The sequence below is a fragment of the Paenilisteria rustica genome (genome assembly GCF_013820765.1).
In the GTDB taxonomy this organism is placed as follows: domain Bacteria; phylum Bacillota; class Bacilli; order Lactobacillales; family Listeriaceae; genus Listeria_A; species Listeria_A rustica.
On the sequence record NZ_JABJVM010000001.1, the window covers coordinates 90,976 to 105,310 of the forward strand.

15 protein-coding genes are annotated in these 14,335 nt (G+C 42.1%); 13 read left to right on the forward strand and 2 right to left on the reverse strand.

Translation table 11 applies throughout. The annotated features are described in order from the left end of the window. Nucleotides 1-72: 72 nt before the first annotated feature. Complete coding sequence (ytvA, locus tag HPK16_RS00410; protein WP_181675054.1) at nucleotides 73-846, reverse strand: YtvA family blue-light photoreceptor; 774 nt, start codon at nucleotides 844-846, stop codon at nucleotides 73-75. A gap of 250 nt (nucleotides 847-1,096) precedes the next feature. Between ytvA and HPK16_RS00415 the strand changes: the two genes are divergently transcribed. The 11 genes from HPK16_RS00415 to coaA all read left to right on the forward strand — a co-directional run bounded on the left by HPK16_RS00415 (nucleotide 1,097) and on the right by coaA (nucleotide 11,967). Next, nucleotides 1,097-1,738, forward strand: coding sequence for a GTP pyrophosphokinase family protein (locus HPK16_RS00415; RefSeq protein WP_181675055.1), 642 nt, complete (start codon nucleotides 1,097-1,099; stop codon nucleotides 1,736-1,738). Between the two features lie 14 nt (nucleotides 1,739-1,752). Then, nucleotides 1,753-3,813 (forward strand): Na+/H+ antiporter, encoded by a 2,061-nt coding sequence (locus HPK16_RS00420; RefSeq protein WP_181675056.1) that lies wholly within the window; start codon nucleotides 1,753-1,755, stop codon nucleotides 3,811-3,813. Nucleotides 3,814-3,995: 182 nt separating this feature from the next. Beyond that, nucleotides 3,996-4,538, forward strand: coding sequence for a helix-turn-helix domain-containing protein (locus HPK16_RS00425; protein WP_181675057.1), 543 nt, complete (start codon nucleotides 3,996-3,998; stop codon nucleotides 4,536-4,538). A 14-nt stretch (nucleotides 4,539-4,552) separates the two neighbouring features. Beyond that, nucleotides 4,553-5,644 carry an ABC transporter ATP-binding protein gene (locus HPK16_RS00430; RefSeq protein WP_181675058.1) on the forward strand — a complete coding sequence of 364 codons (1,092 nt, stop codon included), beginning with the start codon at nucleotides 4,553-4,555 and terminating at the stop codon, nucleotides 5,642-5,644. A 4-nt stretch (nucleotides 5,645-5,648) separates the two neighbouring features. Further along, nucleotides 5,649-6,458: an ABC transporter permease gene (locus tag HPK16_RS00435; protein ID WP_181675059.1), complete on the forward strand. Its 810-nt coding sequence runs from the start codon at nucleotides 5,649-5,651 to the stop codon at nucleotides 6,456-6,458. Beyond that, nucleotides 6,455-7,264, forward strand: a complete 810-nt coding sequence (locus tag HPK16_RS00440) for an ABC transporter permease (protein ID WP_181675060.1) — start codon at nucleotides 6,455-6,457, stop codon at nucleotides 7,262-7,264. The genes HPK16_RS00435 and HPK16_RS00440 overlap by 4 nt, the downstream gene beginning before the upstream one ends. After that, nucleotides 7,261-8,334 (forward strand): ABC transporter substrate-binding protein, encoded by a 1,074-nt coding sequence (locus HPK16_RS00445; RefSeq protein WP_181675061.1) that lies wholly within the window; start codon nucleotides 7,261-7,263, stop codon nucleotides 8,332-8,334. Before HPK16_RS00440 ends, HPK16_RS00445 begins: the two co-directional genes overlap by 4 nt. Nucleotides 8,335-8,436: 102 nt before the next feature. Next, nucleotides 8,437-8,880: a VOC family protein gene (locus tag HPK16_RS00450; RefSeq protein WP_181675062.1), complete on the forward strand. Its 444-nt coding sequence runs from the start codon at nucleotides 8,437-8,439 to the stop codon at nucleotides 8,878-8,880. Between the two features lie 213 nt (nucleotides 8,881-9,093). Next, a complete protein-coding gene (locus tag HPK16_RS00455) occupies nucleotides 9,094-10,113 on the forward strand; it encodes a permease (protein WP_181675063.1) in 1,020 nt (339 codons plus the stop codon). A 15-nt stretch (nucleotides 10,114-10,128) separates the two neighbouring features. Beyond that, nucleotides 10,129-10,971: a TIGR03943 family putative permease subunit gene (locus HPK16_RS00460; protein ID WP_181675064.1), complete on the forward strand. Its 843-nt coding sequence runs from the start codon at nucleotides 10,129-10,131 to the stop codon at nucleotides 10,969-10,971. 75 nt (nucleotides 10,972-11,046) lie between these two features. Beyond that, entirely contained in the window at nucleotides 11,047-11,967 is a 921-nt protein-coding gene (gene coaA, locus HPK16_RS00465) for a type I pantothenate kinase (RefSeq protein WP_181675316.1), read from the forward strand. A gap of 117 nt (nucleotides 11,968-12,084) precedes the next feature. Here coaA and HPK16_RS16935 read toward each other — a convergent pair whose 3' ends face one another. Then, nucleotides 12,085-12,201 (reverse strand): type I toxin-antitoxin system Fst family toxin, encoded by a 117-nt coding sequence (locus HPK16_RS16935; protein ID WP_220132209.1) that lies wholly within the window; start codon nucleotides 12,199-12,201, stop codon nucleotides 12,085-12,087. Nucleotides 12,202-12,431: 230 nt separating this feature from the next. Between HPK16_RS16935 and HPK16_RS00475 the strand changes: the two genes are divergently transcribed. Further along, nucleotides 12,432-13,157: an ABC transporter ATP-binding protein gene (locus HPK16_RS00475; protein ID WP_181675065.1), complete on the forward strand. Its 726-nt coding sequence runs from the start codon at nucleotides 12,432-12,434 to the stop codon at nucleotides 13,155-13,157. Continuing rightward, nucleotides 13,157-14,323 carry an ABC transporter permease gene (locus HPK16_RS00480; RefSeq protein ID WP_181675318.1) on the forward strand — a complete coding sequence of 389 codons (1,167 nt, stop codon included), beginning with the start codon at nucleotides 13,157-13,159 and terminating at the stop codon, nucleotides 14,321-14,323. Before HPK16_RS00475 ends, HPK16_RS00480 begins: the two co-directional genes overlap by 1 nt. Nucleotides 14,324-14,335 lie beyond the last annotated feature (12 nt).

A 14,335-nucleotide genomic window follows, 5' to 3' on the forward strand; every position in this document is an offset into this window, starting at 1 on the left:
ATGAGGATTTTATTAAGTTTTCATGTTCTATACTAACGAATATAGCGGGGAATTGCAAGGCTTTTTTGTATTTTAGACGTTTTTTAGAGCTTCGCGAACGGTGCTAAAAGTTGGAATGCTCGGCAGGCGATTATCATAATTGACCATCAGCATTGCGAATCGTGGTGAAACTCCGGTCAACATGAGGCTTACCCCCGTTAATTTTGTTAAGGCTAAAAATTTAATCAGATTCGCGGCAACTTCTTCATTGAAATCAGCGAGTCCCGAAATGTCCATGATTAAATAATCAATGTGACTTACTTCAAGGTAGGAAGCTACATTTTGCGTCATTTCTTCAAAACGATCCGTTGAAAGCGCGCCAACTAATGGAAGAACAGCAACGCCTTCTTGGACAGGAACAATTGGTGTCGACATTTTAACAATTTCTTCAATTGAATCTTCGAGTAACATCTTGTATTTTTCTTCGCGTGTGACATCGCGCTGGATGCCAATAAAATAGTTTTTCCCAGATGCTTCGTCATAAATGGGGTCAATCGTCAGTTCATTGAAGAAGATATCGCCATTTTTACGGTAGTTTTGGAGGAATACACTAACGGTGGTACGGTTTTTCACGGCTTGGCTTATTTTAGCTAGCGCGGATTTGTCTGTTTTACGGCCTTGGAGCATATGGCAGTTTTTCCCCATCACTTCCTCAGAGGTATAGCCTGTGATCCGTTCGAAGCCGCTATTCACATAAATAATTGGATTGTCCGGTAGATCACCATCCGTAATGATAACGCCAACACTAGTCATATTTAACGCTTTCAGAATAATATTAAATTGCAATTCTGCTTCTTTATTTAACATCCCAAACAGACCCCCGTTTTCGATTTTTATATACGTCCATCATACCAAAAAGTAGACCAAATAGAAACGGCTTTCTAAAATTCATTTGTTGTTCATAAAGCTGCGGTATACTTCAAGTGCATTGTATTCTAATAAAATGATGATAATATAGTAAGAAATCTCTTTAATTTATCGAATTACTGTGCGGAAATGTGCAAAATGTAGTAACATAGGAAGGTAGAATAGTGAAGTGGAGAGAGGAGTTATTTTTGTGCAACAACCTTCCGTAAATGAGTTGAAAGAATGGCGTAATGTGATGTTAATGCATCGTTTTGCCTTAGAAGAAGTGAATACGAAATTAAAAATATTGAATGATGAGTTCCAGTTTCTTCATGATTATAATCCGATGGAACATTTGAAATCGCGGGTCAAGAGTTTTGAGAGTTTGACGGCGAAATTGGAGAAAAAAGGGCTTGATATTACACCAGAGAATGCGTACGAACATGTGCATGATATCGCTGGGATTCGGGTGACTTGTTCTTTTGTGTCGGATATTTATAAAATTTATGAGATGTTGGCAAACCAAGACGATATGACGATTTTGAATGTGAAAGATTATGTGGAGAATCCTAAGCCTAACGGGTATCGGAGTCTGCATTTGATTTGTGAAGTGCCGATTTTCTTGACGAATACGTCGCGCAAAATGTGTGTGGAAATCCAGATTAGAACGGTTGCAATGGATTTTTGGGCGAGTTTGGAGCATAAGATTTACTATAAATATAAATCGACGGCACCAGCGCATTTGACGCAAGAATTGTATGAGGCTGCGGCTATTATTCAACATTTAGATGAAAAAATGAAATACTTAAATGACGAGATCGACCTGTATAAGAACGAGGTTGAAGGGGAATAAGGGGTTGAAAAAGGGTGGACATGTTTTATTACGTATTAATTATGTTAGCGGCGATTTTAATCTCGAATGTTGTGAACCGGTTTATACCATTTGTATCGATACCGTTGATACAAATTGGACTCGGTGTTCTGATTGCCTGTTTACCGCTTGCATTTGAATTAGAATTAAATCCAGAGTTATTTTTGGTGCTATTTATCGCGCCGTTACTTTTTAATGATGGGAAAAGAACCGATCGGCAGGCGTTATGGAATTTACGAGCGTCGATTTTAGCACTGGCATTGGGGCTTGTGTTTGTGACGGTTCTTGTGATTGGGTATTTTGTGAACTGGATGATTCCAACGATTCCACTCGCGGCAGCTTTTGCGCTTGCTGCGGCACTTGCGCCAACGGATGCTGTGGCGGTGGGCTCGCTTTCTGGACGGATTGATTTGCCGAAAAAAATCACGCATCTTTTAGAAGGGGAAGCACTGATGAATGATGCTTCTGGTTTGGTTGCCTTCCAATTTGCGATTGCGGCGATGGTAACTGGCGTATTTTCGATTTGGGATGCTTCCACTAGTTTTGTGATTATTGCAGTCGGCGGGATTATTTGTGGTCTCGTGCTGACTTTTATTAAATTCAAATTCTTGAAATGGATTCGTAGTCTAGGTATGGAAGATGTTACGCTACATATGTTAATTCAGATTTTGACGCCATTTGTGATTTATTTAGTGGCAGAGGAATTGCACGTATCTGGAATTTTGGCGGTTGTTGCGGCTGGAATTATGCATGCGTTTGAGAAGCGGAAAATGGATCCGATGACAGTCAAGCTGAACGTCGTATCGCAAGGCACATGGTCAGTCATCATTTTTGTGTTAAATGGTTTAGTGTTTATTATTTTAGGAACGCAATTACCAGATATTATCCAAGTTGTGTGGCAAAACTCTGGCGTAAGTAACTGGCAAGTGATTTTCTATGTGCTCATTATTACGTTTGGCTTGATTGGTCTACGCTTTTTATGGATTCATCTGGGATGGCTCATTCCACATTTGGCGAAAAAAGATGATGGAGGAAGTATGAATTTACGAGCTACTGTCCTGACTTCTTTGTCTGGCGTACGTGGCGCGGTAACGCTTGCTTCTGCGCTTTCGATTCCATTTGTCTTAGGTGACGGCAGTCCGTTTCCACAGCGATCTCTGATTATTTGTATCGCGTCGGGGGTTATTTTATGCTCACTTATCATTGCTACAGCGATTTTGCCGATTTTGGCTCGGAAAGATGAGAGCACATCGGATAATCCGCGCGCTGAAAAGTCGATGAAACTAAGCGTTTGTCGGCATGTGGTGGAGCAATTAAACAAAGAAATAACATCAGAAAACAAGGCGGCGACACAAGTTGTTATGGATGATTATCGTGGGCGTATGCGTGCGATTCAAAAAGAAGATATTGAATTAGGCAAGCGACGTGAAATCGATAAAGAACAGCATGCACTGCGTCTGCAAGTCGTGCAGTGGGAAAAGGAAAATACGGCTCTTCTATCGGAACAAGGTGAGGCAAGTAAGCAGGCGGTTAGCCGTTACAATAATTATCTAGAGGCGATGGAAAAAGCCCTATCAGGCAGAGGTAAATCGCGTTCTGGCATGATGGCGATGATGTTTAAACGACTTACTCGTCAAGTATTGCATCCGAAACAATGGCAAAAGGCGAAAGAGCGAATGAACGAAATGAAGCAAAATCCAGAACAATATCAGGAAATGATAAACGAAATCAGAGACTTGCGTGAGAAGAATACAAGCTTCGTTCATAACAAGTTGATGGCTTTGTTAGATGAATCGAATCAAGCCGTGGTTTGGCCGATTATCACTGAAAACAAACGGATTTTGGAACAAATGAAACAAGATCGTGGCAGTATAAAATCAAGAGAATCATTTGAACAAGCGAAAAAAGATGTGCAGCTACAAGCCGTTCAAATCGAACGTGATGTTATCCAAAACTTGTTTGAGCAAGGTAAAATTTCACGGGATTTGGCGCGTGAGCTGAGACAGAACTTGAATTTATATGAAACGTATTATTTTGGGAATGAAGAATTAGCATAAGTTTGCAAGCCTGTTGGGAGAGTCGAGAACTTCCGCAGGCTTGTTTTTTTGTAAAAAAGTATTGCGATTTCGGGATTGGATGATGTATAATAAGCAGTATTGTGGTAAACATAAAGTTTACTATTACTAAACAATAATGACTCTGAGTTTACTTCTACTAAACTAATGGGAAGGTTGCGACTATGGATATTGGCAAGCGGATTAAGAATTTACGACTTAGCAAGAATTTGACGCAGGAAGAGCTAGGGGAGCGCACGGATCTGACGAAGGGCTATATTTCGCAGTTGGAGCGCGATTTAAGCTCGCCTTCTATTGAAACGTTATTTGATATTTTAGAGGTGCTTGGTTGTACGCCGAAAGAATTTTTTGATGAGGAAGAGCAGGAGCAGAAGGTTGTGTATGGCGCGAATGAGCACACTTTTTTTGAAGATGAGGAAAAAGGGTATCAAGTAAAGTGGTTGGTCCCTGAATCGAATGAGAAGGAAATCGAGCCGGTGTATTTAACGCTTTCGGGAAATGGGACTTTTAAGCAGTTCGAACCGTCGTTATCGGAGACGTTTGCTTACGTATTAGAAGGGAAAGTAACGATCAAACTAGGAAAGAAACGATATACAGCTGAAAAAGGCGAGGCGATTTATTTCCATGCTTCGGATGAACACCAAATTTGTAATGAGGAAGATGTACCGGCAACGCTAATTTTGGTGGCGACGGATTCTTATTTGTAAGGAGGAATACGCAAATGGCAGAAACAATTATTCGCTTTGAAAATGTGACAAAGCAGTTTGATAATGATCCACCAGTGCTTGATAATGTAAGTTTTGAGATTGAAAAAGGGAAATTCTACACGCTACTTGGACCATCGGGTTGTGGCAAAACTACGATTTTACGCCTGATTGCTGGTTTTTTGGAGGCAAGTGATGGCAAGATTTTTCTGAATGATAAAGTGATTAATGATATTCCGGCGAATAAGCGGCCTGTCAATACGGTTTTTCAGGATTATGCCTTATTTCCGCATTTGAATGTGTTTGAAAACGTGGCTTTTGGTCTGCGTATTAAGAAATTGAAGAAAGATGTGATTCAGCAAAAAGTGACGGAGGCGTTGCGATTTGTGAATTTGGCAGGATATGAGCAACGGGAAATCACGGAAATGTCTGGCGGTCAGCGTCAACGTGTGGCGATTGCGCGTGCGATTGTGAACGAGCCGGAAGTTATTTTGCTGGATGAGCCATTATCGGCCCTTGATTTGAAGCTGCGGACGGAAATGCAATATGAGTTGCGGGATTTACAACGCCGGCTTGGGATTACGTTTATATTTGTAACGCATGATCAAGAAGAGGCGCTGGCGATGAGCGATGAAATTTTTGTGTTGAATAAGGGCGAGATTCAGCAAAGTGGGACGCCGATGGATATTTATGATGAGCCAATTAATCGCTTTGTAGCAGACTTTATTGGGGAGTCGAATATCGTTTCTGGCCGGATGATTCAGGATTTCGAGGTGGAGTTTGTGGAACGCCGGTTTGAATGTGTCGACCAAGGCTTCAATCCGAATGAGGTTATTGAGGTGATTATTCGTCCTGAGGATCTAGAGATTACAACGGAGGATAAGGGGAATTTGCGCGTGACGGTAGACTGGGTCTTGTTCCGCGGGGTTCATTATGAGATTGGTTGTATCGATGAGGATGGCAATGAGTGGCTGGTGCATTCTACCAAAAAAGCACGAATTGGTGAAAAATTAGGACTGGCTTTTGATCCGGAAGCAATTCATATTATGCGTCTTGGAGAAACCGAAGAAGAGTTCGATGCCCGTCTAGAAAGTTACGAAGAGGCGTAGTGCGATGACGAGACGAGCGCGGACTTTTTATTTGATTCCTTATGCCTTTTGGATTTTGCTGTTTGTTATTGCGCCGATCGTGTTGATTGCCTACTATTCGTTTTTTGATATCGATGGCAATTTTACGTTTTCGAATTACGTGAATTTCTTTACGCCGGTTTATTTGAAAATGACGGTGAGTTCGTTCTGGTATGCGTTTTTGATTATGTTATTTACATTGTTGATCTCGTATCCGACGGCGCTTGTTTTGACAAAATTGAAGCATAAACAGCTTTGGTTGTTGTTGATTATTTTGCCGACTTGGATTAATTTGTTGCTAAAAGCCTATGCGTTTATGGGGATTTTTGGGACGTACGGGACGGCGAATAAGTTTTTGGAGTTTATCGGGATTGGTACGAAGCAGATTTTATTTACGGATTTTAGTTTCTTGTTTGTGTCGACGTATATTTTTATTCCGTTTATGATTTTGCCGATTTATAATGCGCTGGAGGAGATGAACCCTTCGTTAACGCACGCAGCGCAGGATTTGGGTGCTACGCGTTGGACTACTTTTTGGCGGGTTGTTTTTCCAATTACGCTGGATGGGGTCAAAGCGGGATGTCAAGCGGTTTTCATTCCAGCATTGTCACTCTTTATGATTACGCGTTTAATTGCGGGAAACCGGGTGATTACGCTTGGTACTGCGATTGAGGAGCATTTCTTAGTGACGCAAGATTGGGGAATGGGCTCGACAATTGGCGTGTTCCTGATTATTGCGATGTTTATTATTATGTTTGTAAGTGGTGCGAAACGGAAGAAAGGGGCGGTGAAATGAAGAAGCGTAACACGTTGGGAAAAATTTATTTAGCTGTCGTATTCTTTGTTTTGTATGCGCCAATCTTCTATTTGATGTTCTACTCGTTCAATGCGGGCGGGACGATGAATCATTTTAGTGGTTTTACGTGGGATTATTATAAAGAGGTGTTTCAGGATACGCGACTGTTAATCATTGTATTGAATACCTTTGTGATTGCGCTACTTTCGTCAGTTGTAGCAACGATTCTAGGTGTTCTCGGAGCGCTGGCGATTCGGTACATGCCTCGCCCGTTTGCTAAAAATTCATTGCTTAGTTTGAACAATGTGTTGATTGTGAGCCCGGATGTTGTAATCGGTGCCTCTTTCCTGATTTTCTTCACAATTTTAGGCGTAAAACTGGGCTTTATTTCGGTGCTGGTGTCACACATCGCGTTTAGTATTCCGATTGTTGTCCTGATGGTTCTGCCAAAATTGCAAGAGATGAGTCCGACGCTGATCGATGCGGCGCGGGACTTAGGTGCGAGCCAGTGGAATGTGCTAAGTAAGGTAATTTTGCCGTATATTTCGCCAGGCGTTTTTGCTGGATTCTTTATGGCTTTGACGTATTCACTGGATGATTTTGCAGTGACTTTCTTCGTAACTGGAAATGGTTTTTCGACGCTTTCTGTGGAAATTTATTCACGGGCGCGCCAAGGGATTTCGTTGTCTATTAACGCATTGTCGACGTTGCTATTCCTATTTACCATTGTGCTCGTTATCGGATACTACTTTATTAATCAGCGCAATGCGAAGGCTGCACAAGCGATGGAGGTGCCGAAAAAATGAAGCAATTAGTTCGTGTTTTTGGCCTAGTGGTTGTTGCGGCGCTTCTGATGATGGTGTTAACCTACTCGCTGAACAAGTCAGAAGGCTATTCGGGCGGGAACACGTTGACGATTTACAACTGGGGTGATTATGTTGATCCTGATTTACTGAAGAAATTTGAAAAGGAATCGGGAATTAAGGTGATTTATCAGACGTTTGATTCGAATGAAGCGATGATGACGAAGATTGAGCAGGGCGGGACAACGTTTGATATTGCAGTTCCGAGCGATTATGCGATTAGTAAGATGCGTGAGGAGAACTTGTTGATTCCGCTTGATAAGGCAAAATTGCCGAATATGAAGTATTTGAATCCGCGTTTTATGGATTTGTCGTTTGACCCGAATAACACGTATTCGATGCCTTATTTCTGGGGAACGCTGGGCATTATTTATAATAAGAAAATGATTCAGGATATCCCATTCACGAGTTGGAATGATTTGTGGCGACCGGAATTGAAAAATCAGATTCTGCTCATTGATGGTGCGCGTGAGGTGATGGGGCTTGGGCTCAATAGCCTTGGTTACTCGCTAAACAGTACGGATGAGGCGCAGTTGCAGGAAGCCTTGATGAAACTGAAAGAAATGACGCCGAACGTGAAAGCGATTGTTGGGGATGAAATTAAGATATTAATGGCTGGTGACGAGGCTGGAGTCGCAGTAACGTTTTCTGGCGAAGCTGCCGAGATGTTGGACCAAAATGAGGATTTGGAGTATGTGATTCCAAAAGAGGGCTCGAATTTATGGTTTGATAATATGGTCATTCCGAAAACGGCGAAAAACGTCGATGGAGCCCATAAATTCATCAATTTCATGCTAAAACCTGAAAATGCCGCGCAAAATGCGGAATATGTCGGGTATGCGACGCCAAATGAAGCGGCTGTGAAACTTTTGCCGAAAGAAATTTCGAGTGATGAGCGTTTCTATCCAGACCTAGACCAATTGAAAAATTTAGAGGTATACGATAATCTAGGGAAGAAAATGTTGGCGCATTACAATGAATTGTTCTTGGAATTCAAAATGTATCGTAAGTAGACCACTTTTGTGAAATCGCCCAACTTGTAGGTTATGCATTGTATTTACTCGAACCATCCTTTATAATCCAGATGTAACTTCATTTGAAAGGTGGAAAACAAGATGGCAAAATTATATTCTTATTTAAGTTTTGATAATGCGAAAGAATCGATGGAATATTACCAAGAGGTGTTTGGTGCGACCTTGCTTGATCGTAAACCAGTGGACGAGAACATGGCGAAAGCATGGGGAATATCGACGGATAACTTAGAAGACACAACGATGCATGGTGGTTTTGTTGTATTAGGGAACACGATTTTCTGTAGTGACCGTTTTGGGAAAGGTGAGCCATTCTCCTCTAGTGTCACGCTGATGTTTGATTTCAATTCAGAAGATGCAGAGGATGTTGCGGCTCTGGAGACGCTATATAAGAAAGTAACCGAGAGTGGCGCAGAAATTATCGATCCTCTAAAAGAACAATTTTGGGGTGGCAAAATGGGGATTATTAAAGACAAGTATGGCTTGCTCTGGATGTTCCATGCGCAACCGTATTCGAAATTTGTTTGATACTATACGAAAAGCGATGTGTGTAAATCTAACATTAGATTTATGCGCATCGCTTTTTTGCTACCGTGATTTTCTGGAAATATTCCATACATGGGCTGTACTCATTGTGTTGTTTCGAATATTTTTTCCAGATACAACTTGATTTCTTTCCCCAAGAAGCATAAAATCAAGAGGTTAGCTTAGCAAAACTGAAAGAGGCAAGGAAGTGAACATATGTTTCAAAATTTACCAGATTCTTTTTTACAGATGAATACGATTTTTATCTCGATTATGATTGAGGCTTTGCCGTTTGTATTAATTGGTGTTTTTATTGCGGGCTTCATTCAAATGTTTATTTCTGAGGCATTTATTGCTAAGATTATACCAAAAAATCGATTTTTAGCGGTGATTGTAGGTTCGGTTATTGGTGTGCTTTTTCCGTCGTGTGAGTGCGGGATTGTACCGATTGTCCGAAATTTGGTTGCAAAAGGGGTGCCACTTCATGCGGGAATCGCCTTTATGTTGACGGCGCCGATTATTAATCCAGTAGTGCTATTTTCGACGTACGTTGCGTTTGGGAGTACGTGGGAAGTGCCGCTACTACGTGTTTTAGGGAGTTTAGTCGTCGCGATGGTTGTAGGGAACGCGATTGCTTATTTTTATAAAGGTGAGGGTTTGAAGGAGAAGTTCCTGTTGTATGAAACGGCAGAAGAGCGCAAGGAAAAAGCGGAGGCGCCTGCTGTGATGGCGATTGTGGGAATGGACGGGGCGGTTGCTTCGGGATCGGTGCATACGATGCATACGGAGACGGAACATGACCACCACCACGAGCACAGTCATGATGATGCCAAGATGTCGATGAAAGATAAGGTTTGGCATACGTTGCAACATGCGGTGGATGAATTTTTCTCGGTGGGGAAATTTCTCGTGTTTGGTGCGTTATTGGCGGCGGCTATGCAGACATATATTAAGACGTCGACGCTCGTTTCGATTGGGCATGGGCCTGTTTTATCGATTCTGTTAATGATGGTTTTGGCGTTTGTTTTGTCGCTTTGCTCGGAGGCGGATGCTTTTATTGGCGCTTCATTCCGCAGTGTTTTTTCGACGCAATCGATTGTCGCATTCCTCGTTTTTGGACCGATGCTCGATATTAAAAATTTGATGATGATGCTGGCGACTTTTAAAGCGAAGTTTGTGGCGTTTGTCGTGATTGGCGTGACGGTTACGGTGTTTGTGTATGCATTATTCTTATAGAAGGAGGGCGTTTTGATGTTTCGTGTTATTATTTTATTTGGATTCGCCTTCTACTTGATGCAACTGCACGTGACGGGCGATATTAGTAAGTATATCAATATGAAGTATTCCTATTTGTCGCTAGCTGCGATGATTGCTGCGTTTTTCTTAGGTTTAGTGCAGCTTATCATGATTTTCCGTGATGAGGATTTGGACCAGGATCACGCGCATATGGGGCATACGCACGATGGAGAGAATAGGTTTTGGAAAAAGATTTTGGTGTATGGGTTGCTTATTTATCCGCTTATTGCTGGATTTATGTTTCCGATTGCGACGCTGAACTCGACGATTGTGGATGCGAAAGGGTTTCATTTTCCGAAAAATAATGCGGCGGGTGATGACCCATATGCGATGAATCAGTTTCTGAAGCCGGATACAAGTGGTTATTTTGGTAAATCGGATTATGAAAAAATGATCGAGCAAGAGAAGGACCAGATTATTGATGATGATCCAATCAAAGTGACAGATGAGAATTATTTGATGACGATGGAGATTATTTATAGTTATCCTGGTGAATTTGAAGGGAAGCGGATTGAATTTACCGGCTTTGTTTATAACGATCCAGTGACGAAGGGCGCGAATCTATTTGTGTTCCGTTTTGGTATTATTCATTGTGTTGCGGATTCTGGTGTTTATGGGATGCTTGTGCACATGCCAGACGAGGAGGCAGACCTTAGCAATGATACGTGGGTGAAAGTGAGTGGCGTGATTGAGCAGGAATATTATGCACCTTTTAAAATGGATATTCCGGCTGTTAAGGTGACGAAATATGATGAAATTCCGAAGCCGAAAGATGTGTATGTGTATCGCAAATATTAGGTTGCGGAATCGGGTCAGATACGTTATGCTTAAACCTGTGAAAACGAAAACAAACTAGAGAAGGATGGAATGACTATGAATCATTATTCCCCCTACTTTCATTTTCCGCGCGAGGATTGGCGTAAGCTGGAAGTAAGTAAAGACCAGATGTTATCGGCGGAAGAGTTAGAAGATATACGTGGTTTAAATGACCGTATCTCACTCGAAGATATCGCTGAAATATATTTACCACTCGTGAAATTACTTGCGATTCATTATCACGAACAAATCTTCATTCACGGTGAAAAAATGGAATACTTGAAGCGGCACGCGACGCACACACCGTTCGTGATCGGTATTGCAGGCAGTGTGGCTGTTGGCAAAAGTACGACGGCGCGGGTGCTCAAAATTATGCTGGATCGCTGGTTTTCCAAAACGCGTAAGGTAGAGCTGATCACGACGGATGGTTTTTTATATCCGAATGCAGTGCTTGAGGAAAAAGGTTTGATGGAGCGCAAGGGTTTTCCAGAGAGCTATGACCGGAGTCGGTTTGTTGCTTTTTTGAGCGATTTAAAGAGTAATAAAGAGAATGTAGAAGTGCCACTTTATTCGCATTTTACGTATGATATATTGGACGAGACGCGTGTTATCAGTCAGCCAGATATCATCATTGTAGAGGGAATTAATGTGTTGCAGGTGGACCCTGAACAAGCCGTTTTTCCAAGTGATTTCTTTGATTTCACAATTTATATGGACGCAGAAGAAAGCGAGATTAAGCGTTGGTATTTGGAACGGTTCTTCATGCTACGCGAGACCGCTTTTCAAGACACGAGTTCCTATTTCCACCGCTACACGAAAATAAGTGAAGCAAAAGCGCGCGAGTTTGCTCTAGATACATGGGATAAAATTAATGGCGTGAACTTGAAGGAAAACATCGAACGGACGAAATATCGCGCCCAGCTTATTTTGAAAAAAGGCGCAGATCATTTGATATCGGATGTGTATTTAAGAAAGTAGAGAAAGAGTTGAAAAAGGAAAAAAAATGTGTTAAGATGTTTGTAGGAAAAAGAATCAATGGACACACAGAAAGGCCCCGAATCTGGTCAGAGACGTCGGGGCCTTTTTTTTGCGCGATTAGAACTTTGATCGTCGGTTACTCTTGTTGCTGCGATGTTCTAACCAATACTTATAAGTGACGAGCGTTATACCTACAAGAATCGGAGCAACAATGCTGGAAAAAATCAGAATCAATGGAACACACCTCCCTTCCGTGAAAATGGCAATTGAAGGTTGACGACTTCTTCATTATAGCACGGCTCCCTGACTAAATTAAGTCTTTATTGTAAACTTTTTATTTTAATGAATTTGGAGGTTTTTCTCCCCCTATTTACAGCTTTTACTTTACTTTTATTTTTTTTAGGTTAAAATAAAAGTGAGTAATCACTCATTTATATTTATTTAACCTAGAGGAGGTTTTAGAAATGGGAGAAATAGCGATTCAGGTGACAGATCTCGATGTGTCATTCGGGAAGAAACAGATTTTAACGGAAGTTGGACTGGAAGTGGCGAAGGGTGAAATTTTTGGATTGATTGGTCCTTCTGGGGCTGGAAAAACGACGCTTGTGAAAGTCATTGTTGGAATGGAAAAAGGTGATTCTGGTGATGTGACGGTGCTGGATAAGCGGATGCCAAATCTTAGCGTGATTGCGAATATTGGCTACATGGCGCAGTCGGATGCGTTATATATCGATTTGACGGCGAAGGAGAACATGGAATTTTTTGCGGCGTTGTATTCATTGAAGGGGGCAAAGCGGAAGGAACGAATTGCTTACGCGGCGAAGCTTGTGAACTTGGAAGGGGAACTGAATAAGCAGGTGAGTGATTTTTCGGGAGGCATGAAGCGGAGGTTGTCGCTGGCGATTTCGATGTTGCAGGATCCTGATGTGCTGATTTTGGATGAGCCGACAGTTGGGATTGATCCGGAATTGCGGAAGTCAATCTGGGAGGAACTGGACATGTTGAAGGGGGAAGGCAAGTGTATTCTTGTGACGACGCATGTGATGGATGAGGCAGAAAAATGCGACCGGTTAGCGATGGTTCGTGATGGAAAAATAATCGCGGTTGGGACGCCGGCTGAATTGGAAGCGCAGACGTCGACCGGGAAATTGGAAGATGCCTTTTTACAATTTGGAGGTGCGAAATCATGATGCGTGTGATGGCGATTGTGAAGCGGATTGCGAATCAGTTTAGACGGGATAAAAGGACGCTAGCTTTGATGTTTATTGCGCCACTTATTTTGATTACGTTGATTAATTATTTGTTTGATGGGGATACGGTGAAGCCGAAAGTTGGCGTGGAAGGTGTATCGTCGTCGATGGTGACGGAACTGAAGGATACGGATATGTCGGTGAAGCAGTACGGTTCTGTGGATGATGTGAAAGGTACGATAAAATCGGACGGATTGGATGCGTTTGTTGTGCAGGATGGCGCGGATGTAAAACTGACTTTTGAGAATAGTGATCCTGGTGTGAGTAAGCAGATTCAGATGAAATTACAGGCAGCTTTGATGGCAGAGCAAAAGGATGCGATGAAGCAGTTGGGCGTTTCGATGCAGGAGGCGAGCGCGAAGATACAGCAGTCGCTAGCCGTGATTGCCAAACAGTATACGGCACAAACGGGGCAGCAATTGAATATTCCGGAGGTGAATTTGAAGCTTCCTGAACAACAGCAATTATCGATCGATACGGCGTATATATACGGGGATGCAGATACGACATTTTTTGATACAATTGGACCGATTTTCATTGGATTCTTTGTTTTCTTCTTTGTCTTTTTGATCGCGGGAATTTCGTTCTTGCGAGAGCGGACAACGGGGACTTTAGAACGGTTGATGGCGACACCGATTAAGCGATGGGAACTAGAAACGGGATATTTGCTCGGATTTGGTATTTTTGCATTAGCGCAGTCGATTATCGTGGCGCTATACTCGATTCATGTGCTGGATATGGTGCAGATGGGATCGATTTGGTATGTCTTACTGATCACGCTGATGCTGGCGATGGTTGCTTTGACGCTCGGTATTTTACTTTCGACATTTGCGAATAATGAGTTCCAAATTGTGCAATTCATTCCAATTGTGATTGTACCACAAGTACTGTTTTGTGGAATTTTCCCGCTGGAAGGTATGGCGGATTGGCTACAATGGATTGCTCACATTATGCCGCTTTACTATGGTGCAGATGCTTTGACATCGATTATGGTAAAAGGAGAGGGATTCAGCGGTTTTGCGACGGATTTTTATATTTTAGTCGGATTTGCGCTTGTATTCATGATTTTAAATATTTTTGCACTGAAAAAATATCGTAAAATATAGGAAGGAATGGCG

Excerpts from the sequence above, each read along its gene's own strand:
- HPK16_RS00435 (WP_181675059.1), top strand. The coding sequence starts at position 5,649 with ATGACGAGACGAGCGCGGACTTTTTATTTGATTCCTTATGCCTTTTGG.
- ytvA (WP_181675054.1), bottom strand. The coding sequence starts at position 846 with ATGTTAAATAAAGAAGCAGAATTGCAATTTAATATTATTCTGAAAGCG.
- HPK16_RS00455 (WP_181675063.1), top strand. The coding sequence starts at position 9,094 with ATGTTTCAAAATTTACCAGATTCTTTTTTACAGATGAATACGATTTTT.
- HPK16_RS00475 (WP_181675065.1), top strand. The coding sequence starts at position 12,432 with ATGGGAGAAATAGCGATTCAGGTGACAGATCTCGATGTGTCATTCGGG.
- HPK16_RS00425 (WP_181675057.1), top strand. The coding sequence starts at position 3,996 with ATGGATATTGGCAAGCGGATTAAGAATTTACGACTTAGCAAGAATTTG.
- HPK16_RS00440 (WP_181675060.1), top strand. The coding sequence starts at position 6,455 with ATGAAGAAGCGTAACACGTTGGGAAAAATTTATTTAGCTGTCGTATTC.
- coaA (WP_181675316.1), top strand. The coding sequence starts at position 11,047 with ATGAATCATTATTCCCCCTACTTTCATTTTCCGCGCGAGGATTGGCGT.
- HPK16_RS00445 (WP_181675061.1), top strand. The coding sequence starts at position 7,261 with ATGAAGCAATTAGTTCGTGTTTTTGGCCTAGTGGTTGTTGCGGCGCTT.
- HPK16_RS00460 (WP_181675064.1), top strand. The coding sequence starts at position 10,129 with ATGTTTCGTGTTATTATTTTATTTGGATTCGCCTTCTACTTGATGCAA.
- HPK16_RS00480 (WP_181675318.1), top strand. The coding sequence starts at position 13,157 with ATGCGTGTGATGGCGATTGTGAAGCGGATTGCGAATCAGTTTAGACGG.
- HPK16_RS00430 (WP_181675058.1), top strand. The coding sequence starts at position 4,553 with ATGGCAGAAACAATTATTCGCTTTGAAAATGTGACAAAGCAGTTTGAT.
- HPK16_RS00450 (WP_181675062.1), top strand. The coding sequence starts at position 8,437 with ATGGCAAAATTATATTCTTATTTAAGTTTTGATAATGCGAAAGAATCG.